The sequence below is a fragment of the Elusimicrobiota bacterium genome, assembly GCA_026388095.1.
Lineage (GTDB): Bacteria > Elusimicrobiota > Elusimicrobia > UBA1565 > UBA9628 > UBA9628.
Genome location: JAPLKL010000044.1, coordinates 119265 through 134485, shown reverse-complemented (window position 1 = coordinate 134485; position 15221 = coordinate 119265). Strand labels below are relative to the sequence as shown.

Annotated in this window: 11 protein-coding genes and 2 tRNA genes; 6 read left to right on the top strand and 7 right to left on the bottom strand. The window is 66.2% G+C overall.

What is annotated here, in order from left to right:
* Positions 1 to 56: 56 nt before the first annotated feature.
* Together NTY77_10990 and NTY77_10985 are read left to right on the top strand one after the other, a co-directional pair.
* Entirely contained in the window at positions 57 to 428 is a 372-nt protein-coding gene (locus tag NTY77_10990; GenBank protein MCX5796009.1) for a heavy metal-associated domain-containing protein, read from the top strand.
* Between the two features lie 25 nt (positions 429 to 453).
* Positions 454 to 528 (top strand) — tRNA-Val (locus NTY77_10985).
* 9 nt (positions 529 to 537) lie between these two features.
* Here NTY77_10985 and NTY77_10980 read toward each other — a convergent pair.
* Positions 538 to 1236, bottom strand: a complete 699-nt coding sequence (locus NTY77_10980; protein MCX5796008.1) for a hypothetical protein — start codon at positions 1234 to 1236, stop codon at positions 538 to 540.
* A 91-nt stretch (positions 1237 to 1327) separates the two neighbouring features.
* Between NTY77_10980 and NTY77_10975 the strand changes: the two genes are divergently transcribed.
* Positions 1328 to 1406: transfer RNA gene (locus NTY77_10975), tRNA-Asp, on the top strand.
* Between the two features lie 89 nt (positions 1407 to 1495).
* Here the strand turns inward: NTY77_10975 and NTY77_10970 are convergent.
* From NTY77_10970 to NTY77_10960, 3 genes are all read right to left on the bottom strand, one after another.
* On the bottom strand, positions 1496 to 2689 hold the full coding sequence (locus NTY77_10970) for an ATP-binding protein (protein MCX5796007.1): 1194 nt from the start codon (positions 2687 to 2689) through the stop codon (positions 1496 to 1498).
* 574 nt (positions 2690 to 3263) lie between these two features.
* Entirely contained in the window at positions 3264 to 4466 is a 1203-nt protein-coding gene (locus NTY77_10965) for a glycosyl hydrolase (GenBank protein MCX5796006.1), read from the bottom strand.
* Positions 4467 to 4705: 239 nt separating this feature from the next.
* Complete coding sequence (locus NTY77_10960; protein MCX5796005.1) at positions 4706 to 6022, bottom strand: caspase family protein; 1317 nt, start codon at positions 6020 to 6022, stop codon at positions 4706 to 4708.
* A gap of 286 nt (positions 6023 to 6308) precedes the next feature.
* On the opposite strand from NTY77_10960, the gene NTY77_10955 reads away from it, so the two are divergent.
* On the top strand, positions 6309 to 6974 hold the full coding sequence (locus tag NTY77_10955; protein ID MCX5796004.1) for a methyltransferase domain-containing protein: 666 nt from the start codon (positions 6309 to 6311) through the stop codon (positions 6972 to 6974).
* A 3-nt stretch (positions 6975 to 6977) separates the two neighbouring features.
* Here NTY77_10955 and NTY77_10950 read toward each other — a convergent pair whose 3' ends face one another.
* Both NTY77_10950 and NTY77_10945 read right to left on the bottom strand, forming a co-directional pair.
* On the bottom strand, positions 6978 to 8333 hold the full coding sequence (locus tag NTY77_10950; protein MCX5796003.1) for a purine/pyrimidine permease: 1356 nt from the start codon (positions 8331 to 8333) through the stop codon (positions 6978 to 6980).
* Positions 8333 to 9274, bottom strand: a complete 942-nt coding sequence (locus NTY77_10945; GenBank protein ID MCX5796002.1) for a cache domain-containing protein — start codon at positions 9272 to 9274, stop codon at positions 8333 to 8335. Before NTY77_10945 ends, NTY77_10950 begins: the two co-directional genes overlap by 1 nt.
* A 95-nt stretch (positions 9275 to 9369) precedes the next feature.
* Here NTY77_10945 and NTY77_10940 point away from each other — a divergent pair, with 95 nt between their 5' ends.
* On the top strand, positions 9370 to 10947 hold the full coding sequence (locus tag NTY77_10940) for a family 10 glycosylhydrolase (protein MCX5796001.1): 1578 nt from the start codon (positions 9370 to 9372) through the stop codon (positions 10945 to 10947).
* A gap of 298 nt (positions 10948 to 11245) precedes the next feature.
* Positions 11246 to 14002, top strand: coding sequence for a hypothetical protein (locus NTY77_10935; GenBank protein MCX5796000.1), 2757 nt, complete (start codon positions 11246 to 11248; stop codon positions 14000 to 14002).
* Here the strand turns inward: NTY77_10935 and NTY77_10930 are convergent.
* Positions 13980 to 15221: a thiamine pyrophosphate-dependent enzyme gene (locus NTY77_10930; protein ID MCX5795999.1), complete on the bottom strand. Its 1242-nt coding sequence runs from the start codon at positions 15219 to 15221 to the stop codon at positions 13980 to 13982. The two genes, NTY77_10935 and NTY77_10930, sit on opposite strands and share 23 nt — an antisense overlap.

Here is a 15221-nt window from a genome sequence, read left to right as displayed (position 1 = left end):
ATCCCCTCAAGCGGTGAGTCTACTAAATCGTCGAGAGAATATGCTAATTTGTGCTTATGCGGGGTTGGGCGACTGCCGGCATCCTGGTCATGGCCGTTTTGGCGGGCCCGTCCGCCTGGGGCGCGCCGGGCTTCACTCCGCCCGCGGAAGAGGCCGTGGCGTACAAGGAGCTGCCCTCGGGGCGCTACTCCGTCAAAGTCATCGGGATGCTGACGACGACCTGCGCTCGAGGCATCGAGATCGAGTTGATGCTGCTGCCGCAGGTCGAGTCAGCCAAAGTGGATTTCGATAAGGAGACGATGATCCTGACGATCAAGCTCAACCACTCCCTGCCGCTGAAGACCCTGCGCAAGGCCCTGCACTTGGCGGCCGACCGGGTCAACCTGGGCGTGGACTACTTCGTCGGCAAGATCGCTTTCCTGCCCTGACATAGTGTGGTAAGATGACCGCAGTGGGTCGTTAGCTCAGCGGTAGAGCATTCGCCTTACACGCGAAGGGTCGCAGGTTCGAATCCTGCACGACCCACCACTTCCCCGCCTAGCGCATCCGGATGGAATGCAGGACCAGGTCCGCCGCGCCGCCCTCTCGCGCCGGATGGCTGAAGACGTAGAGGTAGACCGCGGTCCCGGGCTTGAGCCAGGAGAAGGCGCCGGTCAGGTGCTGGCCCTGCGCGGTGTCGACCTTGACGGTCTCGGGAGACACCGACAAGGTGACCATGCGCGAGGGCTTGGCGTCGGTCTTGGCGGCGCCGTAGTCCTCGTCCCGGTCCTGGGTGTTGGTGAAATAGAAGACCCCCTCCTCGTCGGACTTGCGGGCCCAGTGCAGCCAGACGTTGGACTGGCGCCAGACATCCGCGTCCTTGACCGCGGAGAGCGCGATGCAGAAGCCGGTGCTCTGGTCGTTGCCGAGGGCGAAGTCGAGGGTGAGCGGGGTCTTGGCCATGGCCTCGGTCACGGTGAAGAGAGGCTCGCGGCTCATGATGCCGGTCTTGCCCCAGGAGTTCCCCGCGGGCACGGACACGGCGAGCTTGCCGGGGTCGATGCGCACGAAGCGCTTGTAGCTGCCGCCCACGGCCTGCAGAGGCTCCCACCGGTCGGAGAGCTTGCCGCCCTTGAACTCGTCCGTGAAGCGCTTGTTGACGGGCGCCAGCGCCGCCGTGCCCTCCGCGGGGGCCTGAGCGCGGCACAGGACAGCGGCGAAGACGAAGGCTGAAGCCAGCAGCATGGACCTCTTCATGTTCCCTCCCATAGGACCCGACTATCTTAGCATCCGCGAGGGCCTTTTCCCAAGCCCGCCGAATTTTGATATAGTTGTGGCTCGGATTTCTGGGGTCGTGGTGTAGCCTGGTTTAACACGCTGCCCTGTCAAGGCAGAGACCGCGGGTTCAAATCCCGTCGACCCCGCCATTATCTTCCGCGGAATATACTCAGAACGAAAAAACCGGAAGCGCTGAAAAGCGCTTCCGGTTTTTTCGTTCCCGTGGCTTGGTGCCTTATCAGATGAGGATGCCGGCAGGATCTGTCTTAAGAAAATCGCCGAGCTCAATCCCGCCTGGCCCTATGACCAAGGTCTTCGACACGCCGATCTTCTTCGCCAATTGCTGCAGCGCTCGGCCTGATCGCTTCTTTTGAGATGCAGTCACCTCGATGGCGCAGATGACGCCGCGGCGCCTGGTGACAAAATCGATTTCCTCGTCTCTTTCTCGCCAATAGAAGACTTCAAAGCCCGCCTGCAACAGGTGCGCGCCGACCGCGTTCTCTGCCCACCGGCCATAGAGCGCTCGGTTCTTGATCAGCTCTTGGGGCGTCGGCCCTTGCACGGCGGCGATGAGCGCCTGCGCCGAGACGATCAACTTCGGGCTCGAGGATCTCACGCGCAGGATTTCCGGGCTGTACTTTTGGAGCGGGACGATCAAGAAGGCCTTCGCCAGCAAATCCAAGTAGCTCGCAATCGTCGTGACGTTGCCTTGGTCGGTCAACTGGCCCAACATTTTCTGAAGCGAAACGATCTCTGCCGGATGATGGCAGGCGAATTCGAAGAGCCGCCGCAGCAGAACCGGCTTCTCGACAGGATGCAGCAAGAGAATGTCCTTGCTGATCACCGATTCGATGATTGAATCGCGGACGTACTCGAGGAACCGGTCGCTGTCGCCAGCAAATTCTCTCAATCGGGGATAACCGCCGAGCGCAATATACCGATCCAGGCCGACTTTAAAAGCGCGCGATTCCTCATCGAGCCCCCAATGGGGGAAGCGGATTAGCTCGAACCGCCCGGCCAGGCTCTCGGTCAGACCCCGCTCCACCATGAGTGCCGACGAACCCGAAATCACGACCCGCGGCCTTCTTGCCGGCTTCGATTTCTGATTCGCATCAAACTCCTTCTTAACGATCTCGCTCCAGCCAGGGATCTTCTGGAGCTCGTCAAAGGCCAACACGACAGGCTTGTCGGACTTCGCCAGGGCATTCGCCTTTGCCCAATGCTCGGCAATCCAGGCCTTGGGCGGCGAGGCGAGCGCATCAGCATTGACCGAAATCGTTGCAAAGCCCTTGCGGCGCAGCGACTTGGTCACTTGATCGATAGCTGTCGTCTTACCTACCTGGCGGGGACCGATAAGGATCTGCAAGAGCTTCTGCGGCTCCCGCAGGCGGTGCAAAAGCAGCTGGGTCATCGGCCTCAGGAATAGTTTCATGGGGTTCCAGTTAGTTTAACAGAAAAACCGATTCCTTTCAACAGATTAGTAGGCTGTCCTACCAAATTGTAATCAGGCCTGAGCGATGGCATTGGGTGTCGCACCCGCGAGACCTCCCAGGCGCCCGGCAGATCGGGGTCGGCATGGCCTCACTCCAAGAGCGCGCTTGTGCCCATTCTTCCTGAGCAGAATGCCGGCCAAATCCCGGTCTGCGAATAGATACTCGTTCCTACCCCTCTTAGAATCGGCTGCCACTGCAAGAGCCCTCAGAGATGACCTTAACCACCTTCGCCGGCTCGGACTAATGGCCTGCCAAGGCTACGCCCGCGGCGCCAGGTGGCATCTGAAGCAATCCGGATCATGCCGAATGTGAATCTGCAACGACATTATATTCCACCTCCAAAAAACGCACTTGCTGCGTTTCTGCTGGGAATAGCGCGTTGTGGAATTCATTCCGCCCAGGTGAAGGCCGCCCGGTGAGTTCCATTTTTTGACCAGACTGGGCCGCCAGCTTCGAAGACAAGACCGCATAGCAAAACCGGAATCGCGACGCCCGCGCTTCCGGTTCTTTCTTTCAGGGACCGGGCCGCTGGAGAGCTCGTCCGAATCTCGGCAGATCGTCCGCGTTGGCCACCCAGGGATCCGACAACAACTCTGCCGCCTTCTGGTTCGATAGGAGCGACCAGTACATGTTCCCGGCGGGGCCTGTATAGTCGGCCCAGGTCTTGAAGTAGACCACATCCGGCATGACCGCCTTGATCTGGCTTATCAGCGTGGTCAGGTCCAGCGCGCCGGTCTTGGTCGTCGTCTTGTTGTCGGGGCCGTATTCGGCCAGGGCGAAGGGCTTGCCATGGCGCGACAGCTCCCGGTAGGCCTTGACGGCGGCTCCGTCGAGCGTGTCGTTGTAGATGTCGATGCCCACGATGTCGACATAGGCGTCGCCCGGATAATATTTGTCGATCGGCTGGACCCAGGGGCCCGCTTCGCGCGTGGCGGCCCAGACCCAGATCAGGTTGTCGAGCTTCTTGGTTCCGACGAGGTAGTCGTGCATATGCCGCCACAGGGCGACGTAATCTGCGCCGTCCGGCGCGGCCCCCCACCAGAACCAGTCGCCGTTGAACTCAGGGAAGGGACGCCAAAGCACGACGACGCCGGAGTCCTGCAGATCGGCCAGAGCGGCCGCGAAGTCGTCGAGCTGCCGCATCCAGGCCTTGTTGGCGGCAGTGCCGGGTGTGACCGCCTCGACGAGGCGATGTCCGTTCAACTTGGGGTCGTTGGCCGGCCCCCCGGTCCAGGGATTGTGGGCGGCGACGCCTAGCTCCACCAAGCCGCCCCGGTCCCAGTGCGCCTTCATGACCGCATTGACCGCGAGCAGGCGGCGCAGCGGCGCCGGAGAAGGCATGAGCGCGTCATAGGCTCCTCCCGCTATGGCGACGCGCTTGCCCGTGGAGGCCGCCAGGGCGTCGATGAATTTCGCGTAACCGGACTGCGCGCAGAATGGATTTTGAGCCGGCTGAGAATCCCCGGCATGCTGTCCTGAGAGGACCTTCTTATTCGCCCTCTTGGGCAGGCCGGCGATATAGGCCAGGACCTGGGCGCGGCGAGCGGCCATCGGCCCGGAGACGACGGCGGCCGATTTGGCGGCGGGTGCTGCCGGCGGCTGCTCCGCAGCGGGCGGGGCTGCGGGAGCCGGGTGGATGTGGCTTGCGCCGGGCACTGTCCTCGCGCTGCGGCAGGCGGCGGAGAGCTCGGATTCGTGCCCGTCGAGACATATCATGACCCGGCCTCCGCCCGGCTCCACGTTCCCGCAGAACCTCTGCCGCTCCTCCGTGCAGGCCGACCACCAATCGGAGGCCTGCGCCGCGGCGCCGCGGGGCGCTGCGGAAAGAAGAGCTGCGGCGAGAGTTGTGCAAGCGGCGAGCCGTCGTGTACGAGGTTTGCCAGCGTGTCTGGGGCGCATTTTCAATGCTTATCCAATCAAATGCACGGATTGCAACGGCAGGAGGAAAGCCGCGGCTATCGGCCTTCCCGCCACTGCGGCTCCTGGTCGGCATTGTACTCCTGCCGCGCGACCCTGGTGACCTCGGGCTTGAGGTACGCGAAGACCTCCTTGAGGTCGGCGCCCTTCTCCTGCAAGCCCTTCAGGAAGAAATAGGTGAACAGGCCGTGGCCCTGCTGCCGGAAGGAATTGCTGACCTGCTCCGCCGCGCCGGCGGAGATCACGGTGATCCGCTCCGGGACCGAGGACAATTTGACGGTGACCAGCGGCCGCGTCCCCTGCGCGATGACCGAACGGCCGCCGGCGCCGCTGAAGCATGAATCCAGGACCACGGTCGTCCGCTTCGCCGGGAGCTTGGCGAGCGCGGCATAGAGCCGCTTGAGCGAGTAGCCCGTCTCGTCGAGATAAGTCGGGTCCCCATCGAACGGGACGAGGTAGGCGTCGCCGGTGCTGGGCTTGGGCGCGCCGTGGCCGGAGAAATAGACGAACACCTCGTCGTCCGCTTCGACCCGGTTGGGAAGCCAGCGCTCCAGGTACTTCTCGAAGTCGCTCTTCGAGGCGCCGTCGTCGACGAGCACCGCCACGTTCGCGTCCGGATACCCGAGGACACCTTTGGCATACCGAGCCATCGCCTGGGCGTCCCGGTCGGCGAAGTCGGCGCGCGGCAGGGCCTGGCGGTACCGCGAGACGCCGATGATGACGGCGTGGCCCTTGATCCGGACCCTCGCGGTGGACGGCGCCTGGTCGACGTCCGATACGATCTCCGCCGCGGCCGGCGCAGCGGCGGGAGCGGAGGCGACCTGACTTTGGCCTTTGGCCTTGCTCTGCGCCAGTTGCTCAAAAGCCGGGCGTCCGGGCTGGAAGGCCAGCCTCAGGGCCCTGATCAGCTCGGGAAAGACAGAGCGGCCGAAGCCGCCTTTGCCCCGCGCTTCCCAAAACTGTTCGCCCGTAAAGGCGGAGTGCGCCTTGATCCAACCGTTCGCGAAGGTGCTCCCTCCGTCCACCCCGACGTGGAGGAACACGGCGCAGCCGGAACGATCCTGCGACCGCAGCCGCAGGTCCCGGAACCTCCCTGTCTCGACTAGATAGAATTCCAGATCGATCGGGCCCGAGACGCTGGCCACGCAGAAGGTGGGCTCGCTCGGGTCACCTTCGATCGCCGCGAAAGCCATGTTGGGCGCGGGCTCGGGCAGAAGCGCGCCCGGCCGTCCGACCATGAGCGGCGGTCCGGAGCAGCCTGGCAGGGCCAGAAGAGCCGCGGCGAAGACCGTGAGAAGCCTCCCCGTCGCCCCTCCCTGCGCTGCAGCTCCTGGTCGGCCGGGGATATATCCCATCGAGCCATCATAACATAGACCCAAGCTACGACGCTTAGAGATAGTGGCGGGAATCCGAGGTTCCCCTTCATCCCCATCGCAGCCAACGGGTTTGTTCGTGGAGTCACGGCAAGAACCACAAAATATCGTTTATTCCACCCAGGCGAAGGCCATCCGGTGAGTTCGACCTTTTACCCAGACTGGGCCGCCAGTCCCCTGAGAAGCCTTCCCGCGCGGAGGGCTTCGTGATTTTCGGCCGGCGCCCCGGCGAGCGCCTGGCCGCCGACTTTGTCTATACTCTACCCGTATGATGCCCGATCTGGCTCGGATATACGATGCGGCCTTCTTCAAGGAGTGGGGCCCTGAGAACTCGGACTATGTCCGCTCGGCGCAGATCATCACGGATGAGATCGACCGTCAGTTCCATCCCGGACGGATCGCGGACCTCGGCTGCGGGGGCGGCGTCTTCAGCCACCTGTTCGCCTCGCGCGGCGTGGATGTCCTCTCCATCGATGGAGTGCTCCCGCCCCCCGACCAGTCATTCCCGGCCCGGATCCACAAGCAGGACCTGACCGAGCCCTTCGAGAACATCTGGGGCGCATTCGACCTCGTCCTCTGCCTCGAGGTGGCCGAACACATCCCCGAGCCGCTGTGCGGCGTGTTCCTGGACAACCTGATCCGTTTCAGCGGCACCATCCTCCTCTCCGCGGCCCGCCCGAAGCAGGGCGGCCTCCACCACGTCAACGAGCAGCCCAAGCGCTACTGGGTGCGCAGGCTGGCCGAGCGGCGCTATGCCTATTCCCGCCCCCGGACCGGACGCCTGGAGGCGGCCTTCCGCGCGCTGCGCCCGCCCTGCATGTGGATGGCCTGCCAGATCAGCGTCTACGAGAGGATGCCCGCCGGCGTCGCGCCAGCGCGCTCCCTGCCGTTCTCCGTCAAGCCCCCGCAGCGGCCGCCGATCGGGGCGAAGTAGGATTCATTCCTCGCGCTGCGCGCTGCCCCGCGCGGGCTCCTCGCTCTTCGCGCCCAGGCTCAGGACCTGGTTCAAGGAGACGGCCAGGACCGTGCTCAGCGTCAAGGGAGAATCGAACAGCGGCTTGATCCAGCGCGGGACGCCAGCGTAAAGCTCGGGCATGGCGTCGAGGCTCAACCCCGCGATGATCGCGATTCCGATCACGAAAGTCCGGCGCGTGTCCGCCCCGGAAGACAGGATGATCTGCAGGCCGGAGAGGATCATGAAACTGGTCACGAAGACCAGGATGGCGCCCATCACCGGCATGGGCATGATGGAGAGCACGGCGCTGAGCTTGGGCGAGAAGCCCAGGGCGATGAAAAGGGCGCCGGCCGCGAATCCGATCCATCGGCTCGTGGCGCCGGAGGCCCGGCTCAGGGCCACGTTGGAGGCCGAGGTGTCCGAGGCCATCCCTCCGATGAGCCCCGAGACCGTGACGCAGGCCGCGTCCGCCAGCAGGCCGTCGCCGATGCGGCGCACATCCGGCTCGCGCCAGTCCTCGTCGTTGACCATCTCGCACATGATGAGGTTGCCGAAGGACTTGAGCGCGCCGCATATGGAGACGATGCAGAAGGTCGGCGCCAGCGACCAGCGGAAAGAGAGCTCCGTCATCCCTTCCAGGCGCGGCAGGGCCAGCCAGGGCGCCGCCGCCACCTCGCGGAGCTGCTCGGCGCCGGTCAGGCCGGCCGCGATGGAGAGCGTGTAGCCGGTCGCCATGCCGAAGAGCACGCTGTAGAGCTTGAGCTTGCCTTTCCCCCACACGTTGACGCCGACCATGACGGCCAAAGTGAGGGCCGCGACGAGGAGGTTGGCGCCCTGGATGGGCTCGCCCGTGAAATTGACGCCCAGGAACTTGGACGTGCCGATGGGCACGAGGCTCACGGCCACCATGAGCACCACCAGGCCCGTGATCTCCGGCGGGAACAGGAACTTCAGGCGATGCACCAGCCGCGCGAACACGGCTTCCATCAGGCCGGCGACGATGGTCATGCCGCGCATGAGGGGCAGGCCGCCCAGCCACGCCGCCGACATGGAGGCGGCGAAGAAATTCGGCCCGCAGAGATTGGGGCACAGGAAACCCGAGCCCAGGCCCCGCCAGCGCAGGGCCTGCAGGATGGTGCCCAGGCCGCAGGCGATCATGGTCAAGGCCACCACGGCCTGGACCTGGCCGAAGGAGCCGCCGATCTCCCGGACCAGGACCACGGGCAGGACCAAGGTGCTCGACATGAGGAAGATGTGCTGGACCGCCAGGAGACCAAGCTCCCAGCCAGGCGGCCTCTCCTCCACGCCGTAGATCAGGCTCGCCGGCTTCCTCGCCATCAGAGCCTCATCCAGATGGGCGTGGCCATGAAAAAATCGGCGCCCACCACGAGATCCTCGCCGCCGACCCGGACCTTGCGCACGTAGGCGACCTTGCGCGACGGCAAAGACGCGCCGGGCTTGGGCCACAGATACTGGACCCAGGCCTCCTCCCCCTGGGCCAGTTTTTCCAGCATCTCCCGGACCACGTAGCGGCCCATCGCATCCTGGAAGCCGCTGAGGTCCCGCCCCGCGTGGACGAGGATCGCGGGATCCAGCAGCGACCGGCCATCCATGCGCATGACGAAGATGAAGGTATCCAGGAAGGCGAAAGGCGCGCCGGGGTCGCGGAACTCCGCGAAAGCGCGGTCTTTGCCCTTGGTCCGCAGCAGCTCCGCGGCCATCGTCACGCGCTCCCGCACGAACTCCTTTTCCATCTTCAGATTGTACAGACCGCTGCCTATGGCGTAGACCTTGCCGTCCGGGCCGTTCACCTTGCGCACATAGGCGCCCTTCGCGGAAGGGCTCATCTGGACGCGGTCCTCCCAGAGGTAGAAGACCCATCCGCTGGCGCGGTCCCCGGGCTGCCTGGCCACGTCCGTGATCATCCGTATCACGGGCTTGCCGTCCATGTCCTTGAGGTCCATGAGGTTCTCCCCGACCAAGTGGGGCTCCTGGGCATGGAAGACGCAGTTGCCGTCGCGGTCGTACACGAAGAAGTAGCGCTCGTCGTCGAACCAGCGCGAGCCCTTGCGGCCCAGCTCCGCGAAAGCTCCGCTGCCCTCGCGCTCCAGGAGGTCCGCCGCGTCCTCCACCAGCGCCACCAAGCGCCGGGTATCCTCGTAGATGTAGCGGTTCAAGTGCCGGGGATCGGCTCGGGCCGCCGCCTGGCCCGGGGAGAATGCGATGGCGCAGAGAAGGCACAGCACGGACTTCCCTCTTCTGACGAGATGGCGGCGCATCGGAGGAGATTATAACAACGTTCCGACAGGCCATGTCATCCCGGACGAAGCGCACCCAGGCCTTAGGCCTGCCCGGGAAAGATATACAATGCGCTATGCGCTGGCGCGACAGCCGCTGCTGCCTGACGGGATTGGCCGCGCTATCCCTCGCGGGCTGCGCCTCCCAGCCGGCAAAACGCGCGCTGGCCGACGCGCCTCTGGGCACGGGCCTCGCCGCCATCGCCGTCGCCCCGGACCCTCCGGCGACGTTCAACGAACAGAACGAGATGCGCGCCGGCTGGATCGTGGGCTGGCGCCAGATGGTCTCCACGGCAGCCATCGACGACGCCATGGATCTGGCCCAGGCCGCCGGACTCAACACGTTATTCGTGCAGGCGAGGGTCAACGGCGACGCCTACTACCACTCCGACTTCGTGCCCCGCGCCGAGACTCTGAGCGGACAACCGGACGACTTCGATCCCTTGGCTTATGCTCTGCGTAAAGGCCATAAAAAGGGCTTTCAGGTCCACGCCTGGGTGAACCTGGGAGTCGTCTGGCGCAGCAGCACCACCTTGCCGGTCGATCCGCGGCACATCTTCAACGCCCATCCGGATTGGATCATGCGCGACGCCGCAGGGAAGCCCTCTTTCCCGGACCCGAAAGACCCCCAGCCCGGCTACGTCGAGGAGAACTACTGGATCAACTGGAATCATCCCGATGCCCAACGACACCTGGTCCAGGTCATCGCAGAGCTCTCGCGGCGCTACGCGGTCGACGGCATCCACTACGACTTCGCCCGTTACCCGGCCCACATGGGGCCGCGCACGCCGGGCGCGGGCTACGATCCGGTCTCCATCCGACGATTCCAGGAGGAGACCGGCCGCCAGCCGGCCGAGCATACCCAGGAATGGGACGAGTGGCGTCTCAAACAGATCACTGCCGTGCTGGGATCCTGTCGCGAGGAGATCAAGCGGGCACGTCCGGCCGCGGCGGTGTCCGCCGCCGTCCTGGCGGCCTGGAACCTCGGTTATGGGCGGAACTTCACCGGCTATCGCGGCTGGCTGCAATCGAATCTGCTCGATTTCGCGGTCCTGATGTCTTATTTCAAGGACCCGACCCAGAACTGGCAAAGCGTCATCAACGCGCGCGAGACCGCCGATAGCCGCCGCATCGTCCTAGGCTTGTATATGCCTCTTCTGTCCCCTGAGGCCGCCGCCCGACAACTTCTCTTTTCCAGGGAACAGGACCTCAAGGGGTTCTCCCTCTTTTCCCTGGACCATGTCGACTTGAAAGACCCCCGATCGTACCTGGCCAGGCTGCGGGCGCTGGCCCTCCCGCCGGCGAGCGACACCCGCTATCAGGAACGCGAACCGCTGTGGAACCGCGTCGCGATCATCGATCCCGATCACCGCGGATTCTCTCTGCGCTTTTTCAGCCGCACCGGCAAGACCAAACTCGTCGTCTATCCCCGGGGGATCACCAGCCTGCGCTTCGCCGTCAACGACCGGAAGTTCTCCCCTATCCTGGCGTCAGGGACCGCTCCGATTCAAATCGACTTGAGCCCCTGGCTCAACCCTTTCGCGCGCGAGGTCGCCGCCAACCATGACTTCACCCTGACGGTGTCAGCGGACGGACCGCCGGATTCCTTCGCCGAGATATTCACCGTCGATTACTACAACGCCCCGCCGCGATGAGCAAAGCCCTCGGGCCCGCCCGCAGGGACCGATTGGCGGCTGAAAGCTGGGACCAAAGTCTCTAGGCGCGGGCGCGGGCGCGTGATTCAATATATACGTGCGCTCCACGGCGTCGCCCCGATACGGGGGGCCTGCTTCGCGGGCCGTCCTTCTCGCGCTCCTGCTGACCGGCCCTGCCGCGGCTTCTCCTCGCGGCGTCTCGATCCCGTTGCGACGGGCTTTTCTGCCCGCGACTTTCGCGCAGCCGGTCCCGGCCCTGCGTCTGACCGGTGCTCTCCATGCGGGCCCATGGTCGCCATTGCTCGATCCCACGCTCCTGGCGCCTTCCCTGCGACCTTCTGCCATCCCGGTCGCGACCCCGGTCCCGATCCCGGTCCTGGCCCCGCCGGCGATCTTGGCGCCGGAGCCCGTCGCCCCCGTTCCCCGGACGCCGGAGGCCGGGCGCGAGCGCGCGTCCACTGTCGAGTCCCTGGAGAGCCTGGCCGCCCGGACCCGGGAGGACGGCGGCCGCTGCCTCGACGCCGCCTACGACAAATCCTCGGTGCTCCCCGAAGAGGCTCCCGTCCTTCCCGCCAGGATCGCGGTGGGCCCCGGCACCTTCGCGGTGGGCGCCCTGGACGGCGCCGCGGCGGACCGGCTGGAGGAGAGGCTCGGGAAGTTGGCCTCGCAAGAGGAACGCTCGCTCATGCTCGCGGCCTTCACGCCCAATGACTTCAGCCGGATCAGCCGGATCTACGCTGGCGAACACCCCGGCCTCTGGCTGCCGGAAGGCGCGGGCGGCGAGGAGGCGCGCCGGCGCACGACGGACGCCCTGGCGGAGGTGGCGGGCTTCGCCGCGTCTTTGCCCGAGGTCCTCAAGAGACATTTCCTCGGGAACCTGCAAAAGCACTCCTACCGCGTGGAGAAGCATGAGGGCTTCGACGTCTACGAGGTCGCCGATGGCCTCGCCTTCTGGAAGGACCTTCTCGGCTCGGAGCAGCCGGAGGAGCGCATGGCCGGCCTGGTCATGCTCCGGAGCCCCGGCCGCGCCGCCCAGAAGGACCGCGCCTGGAGGATCTACGACAATCTCCTTCCCGAGCGCCGCCACACCACCCAGGTCCTCTCCGCGCGGGGCCTCACGGCCGGGGAGCTCGCCCTCGTGACGCAAACGGCCGCGAGCCTCGGCCGGAGGGTCGCCCGGGACGGCGACACGCTCCTGGTCGGAGACGGCTTCGGCTTCCATCTCGCCCGCGGCATCGTCGAGGCGGCCCGGACCCTCAAGGATTCCGCTCTGGCCAAGCGCTTCCAGCGGGTCCTGCGCTTCCTCGCGGGCCGGGGCATCGGCATCGTCTCAGACGAGGCTCAGGGCTCCATCGCCTACTACGACCCGAGCGCCGACCAGTTGGGCTTCGTGATGCCCGGCTTGGTGGGCGTCCGGGCGCTGACCCATGAGGGAGAACACGCGCGCTTCGAGCGCTTCCAGGCCACCCTGCGCCGATGGATCGAGAAGAAAGGCTACGCCGTGCCCTACCGGATCGACGGCCCCGGACGCGAGCGTCCCGAAGCCATCCTGGGCTTGCCGCGCTCGCAATCGCACGGATCTTTCGGCTCCTTCATGGGACTGCTCAACGAGCTCAACTCCGGCCGCGCCGAGGAAGGAGCCGCCTGCGACGAAGGAATCCTGCGGACCTTGCTCGAGGTCTACGGCCTCCAGGAGGGCTGGCAGAACGTGCAGGTCTTCGCCAGGCTCTGGCCCGCCCCGGCCGTGGCGGGCCGCTCCGTGGCCAAGCTCGTCATGGACGCGGTGCGCTCCTTCAACCGGATCGACGAAGCCGGACTCGCGGAGCTTGGCCGGCAGGCCCTGGCGGACGACGACCCGGTCAAGGCCCACGATTTCATGCGCCTCGTCTCCACCCGCTACCATGACTTCGCGGACCTGCCGCCGGGCATGACCGCGGCCCTCGCTGCCCTGCGCCGGCATCCGGACGCGGCTGTGGCGTGGGAAGCGGCCGGGCTCTTGGGCGGGCCGTCGCCCGCGCCTGCGCCAAGCCCGGCGCCGGCGCCCAAGACCGACGATTTCGCCTTGATCGCGGACCCCAAGACTCCCCGGGCCGAGGCCGAGCGGCGCCTAGCCGGGCTGGTGCGGCAGGCCCTGCTCAAGAACGACCCCTTGACCCCCGGCCGGCAGGAGAGGGCCCTCTCCGACTTGGAGTCGCTCTGCGAACGTTGGGGCCTCGATCCCATCTACCCGGAGAGCAAGCTCGAGTCCATCAACAGCATGGCCCGCTCCCGGGCGGAGGGCATGCCCAGGCCCTTCTGGGCGAAAGCGCGGTTCGAGGAGATCCGCAACCGCCCCCCCCGGCCGGATCACATCCTCTTCAGCCCCGCGCTGGACCGCCTGCTCAGCGAGGGTCTTTTCGACGGCGGGCGGAGCGTCCACCGTCTCGGGCTCATGAACCTCCTCAAGGCCCGGACCTACCCGTCGGAGCTTCCCCTGGTGCACCGCAGGCTGCTCGCAGCCGCCGCTGCGGGCGGCCAGGACGAGGCCAGCCAGCACGACCGCTACCTGGCGCTGCTAGCCCTGCTGCCGAGCGGCGAGTCCGCGCAATACCACCTGGCCTGGCCGCGGAGCGTGGCCGAGGCCGTCCGCCGCGCCGACGCCCCCGCGGACGCGGCCCTGGTGTTCGTCGCGGAATACTACCGCCAGACCTTGGGCCCCGCCCTGCTCGGGACCGCCTGGGGCAAGTGGGCGGACTCCCGCCTCGACGCCCGCAGCCGGGAGGAAGCCCTCGCCACGCTCCAGAAGCTCTCCCCGGAGGAGCGGGAGCTCTACGACGGAGCCCTGGACAATCTTTGGCTCCTGCTCGGCCACCCGCAAGACAGGGTCCGCGTCGCCGCGCGCTTCGCCATCGCGGGAGTCCCCGGCTATCTGGTCGGCCTGGAGGGCCGCATCCTGGAGGCCCTGGCAGGCGCGCCTGGGCCCCTGCGGACCGAGGCGGCGGCCCTCTTGTCCATGACGTCCCCGGGCTTCCTGCCCAGGGCGGATGCCGCGGTCAGGGCACTTCGGCGACGATGATCTCAAGGCGGCCCGAGGCCTTGGCTTCGGCGAGGACCTTGCGCGCCGCGTCCGCGTCCGCTTCGGCATGCTTGATGTAGCGGATGTGGTCTTTATATCCGCTGAGCAGCCTCTCGAACACGTCCGGCATGATGCGCTGGCCGCCGGTGGCCGCCGCGAATCCGTTATGGAGGATCAGGACCTTCAGCGGGATCCCGCGCTGCACGGCTTCGATCAGCCCCATATGGCCCGCGGCCACGAAAGCGTAATCCCCGGTGACGGCCCAGGCGTTGGTCTTCCCCGACAGGTAGAGGCCGATCGCCAAGGGTATACTGCCGCCGTAATAGGTCGCCATATCGATGCAGTCGAAAGGAGGGAAGGCGAAGGCGGTGGACGTCCCGGTGTCCCCGGCGGTCACGGCGTCGGCGCCTTTGACCTTCTTGAACGCCTCGAAGACCGGCACATAGCTCCTGGCGGTGGCCTGGAACTGCGGTGAGAGCTGGTCCGGGATGATGGGAAGCCGGGGCTTCTCGCCCGTTAAAGGCTTGCCGGCCAGCCGCGCCTCCAGCATCTTCTGCTGATACGGCGCGAGCAAGGGAAACAGGAGATACTGGTACACGTCGCGCCGATAAGCGGCGGCCGGGGCGGGCAGCCGCCGGCGCGCCACGCTCACCTCCTTGGCGAGGTCATTTGAGTCCAGGACCACGGCGACCGGGACCCGGAGCCTCTCGGAGGTCCGGAAAGCCTGCAGGACGTCCTCATAGGCCGCGCCGGGCTTGGGGACGACCACAGGGAGCTTGGTGCCGCGCACGAAGGGCAAGGTGTCGAAGTCGGTGTCGGAATGCTCGCCGGACTCGTCGTTGAACACCAGCACCACGAAGCCGGCCGTGTTCCCCGCGGTGAGGGAGTCGATGACGCTGTTGGCGGCCTTGGCGAAGCCGTGCGACTTGAGGACCGCCGCCGACCGCACCCCGCCGATGGCCGCGCCATGCGCCACGGTATAGGCCACTTCCTCGTTGTAGGAGTAGGTCTTCGGCTGTCCCGATAGGTCGCAGAAGGCGTCGAACACCTCGGTGACGCCGGTGGCCGGGACATTGGTGACGACCCGCGCGCCGGCGTCGACAAGAGCGGCGGCGATGGCTCGGGTCAGGGCCGTCTTCTCGGCCTTGGGGGATGCCGAGGCGGCGCTCCCGGACAGGAGGAGGCTGACAGTCAATAGCGCGGATGGGGTCATTTTCAT

What these genes read in the sequence shown, in the direction of transcription:
- NTY77_10990 (MCX5796009.1), top strand. Translation starts at nt 57, where the DNA reads ATGCGGGGTTGGGCGACTGCCGGCATCCTGGTCATGGCCGTTTTGGCG.
- NTY77_10980 (MCX5796008.1), bottom strand. Translation starts at nt 1,236, where the DNA reads ATGAAGAGGTCCATGCTGCTGGCTTCAGCCTTCGTCTTCGCCGCTGTC.
- NTY77_10970 (MCX5796007.1), bottom strand. Translation starts at nt 2,689, where the DNA reads ATGAAACTATTCCTGAGGCCGATGACCCAGCTGCTTTTGCACCGCCTG.
- NTY77_10965 (MCX5796006.1), bottom strand. Translation starts at nt 4,466, where the DNA reads ATGATATGTCTCGACGGGCACGAATCCGAGCTCTCCGCCGCCTGCCGC.
- NTY77_10960 (MCX5796005.1), bottom strand. Translation starts at nt 6,022, where the DNA reads ATGGGATATATCCCCGGCCGACCAGGAGCTGCAGCGCAGGGAGGGGCG.
- NTY77_10955 (MCX5796004.1), top strand. Translation starts at nt 6,309, where the DNA reads ATGATGCCCGATCTGGCTCGGATATACGATGCGGCCTTCTTCAAGGAG.
- NTY77_10950 (MCX5796003.1), bottom strand. Translation starts at nt 8,333, where the DNA reads ATGGCGAGGAAGCCGGCGAGCCTGATCTACGGCGTGGAGGAGAGGCCG.
- NTY77_10945 (MCX5796002.1), bottom strand. Translation starts at nt 9,274, where the DNA reads ATGCGCCGCCATCTCGTCAGAAGAGGGAAGTCCGTGCTGTGCCTTCTC.
- NTY77_10940 (MCX5796001.1), top strand. Translation starts at nt 9,370, where the DNA reads ATGCGCTGGCGCGACAGCCGCTGCTGCCTGACGGGATTGGCCGCGCTA.
- NTY77_10930 (MCX5795999.1), bottom strand. Translation starts at nt 15,221, where the DNA reads ATGAAAATGACCCCATCCGCGCTATTGACTGTCAGCCTCCTCCTGTCC.